Origin of the sequence: Vibrio sp. TH_r3, assembly GCF_033101115.1 — a bacterium.
Classification (GTDB): domain Bacteria; phylum Pseudomonadota; class Gammaproteobacteria; order Enterobacterales; family Vibrionaceae; genus Vibrio.
Map to the genome: position 1 here is coordinate 1 of NZ_JAWMPW010000068.1, position 832 is coordinate 832.

The 832-nt window shown below is 37.4% G+C and carries 1 protein-coding gene; it reads left to right on the forward strand.

The features are described 5' to 3' along the window. Positions 1 to 163 precede the first annotated feature (163 nt). Positions 164 to 832, forward strand: a 669-nt coding sequence (locus R3X26_RS18775) for an ISAs1 family transposase (RefSeq protein ID WP_317718844.1), incomplete at its 3' end; no start/stop codon positions are given.

The following is an 832-nucleotide window of genomic DNA, read 5'->3' on the forward strand; positions in this document are numbered from 1 at the left end:
CAGGGCAAGATCATGAAGAACTCTTATGGAGTAAGGCTTGAATAAGCCATAATATATTTCTAACGTAACGGTTCTGTATCTAATTTTCAATATTATTAATGATCGATTTGACGATCAATATTGGTTGTGATCATATACTTACTTTTAAGTATTTGTGAAGACCATGAACGGAATTAGCTTGTTAGACCATATTTCAATTATCAAAGATCCTAGACAATCTTGGAAAATCACACACACCTTGTCGGATATCCTTTTTTTGACTATTGCCGCTGTTATAGCAGGAGCTGAAGGTTGGGAGGATATAGAGGATTTTGGTGAAGATAATTTACCGTGGTTGCAACAATATGGTGATTTTATTCATGGAATTCCAGTTCACGATACGATTGCCCGCGTTATTAACTTGATCCCAGCAAAGCAGCTACAAAGTAGTTTTTCTACCTGGATGAAAGACTGCCATGATTTAACTTCTGGAGACGTTATTGCCATTGATGGAAAGACAATCAGAGGTACTTACAATAAGGACAAACGGTGTGGTGTGATCCATATGGTGAGTGCTTTTAGTGCCGCAAATCAAGTTGTTCTTGGGCAAGTTAAAACCAGCGAAAAATCTAATGAGATCACGGCCATCCCTGAGTTATTGAAACGCTTAGATATTCGTGGATGTATTGTGACTATTGACGCCATGGGATGTCAGAGAGATATTGCCAAAGCCATTGTTAATAAAGAAGCAGATTATTTATTGGCGGTAAAAGGTAATCAAAAAAAGTTAGAGCAGGCGATAAGTCAGGTGTTTAACTCGAGCATGTTGAATAATTTTTCTGGTGATAGATAT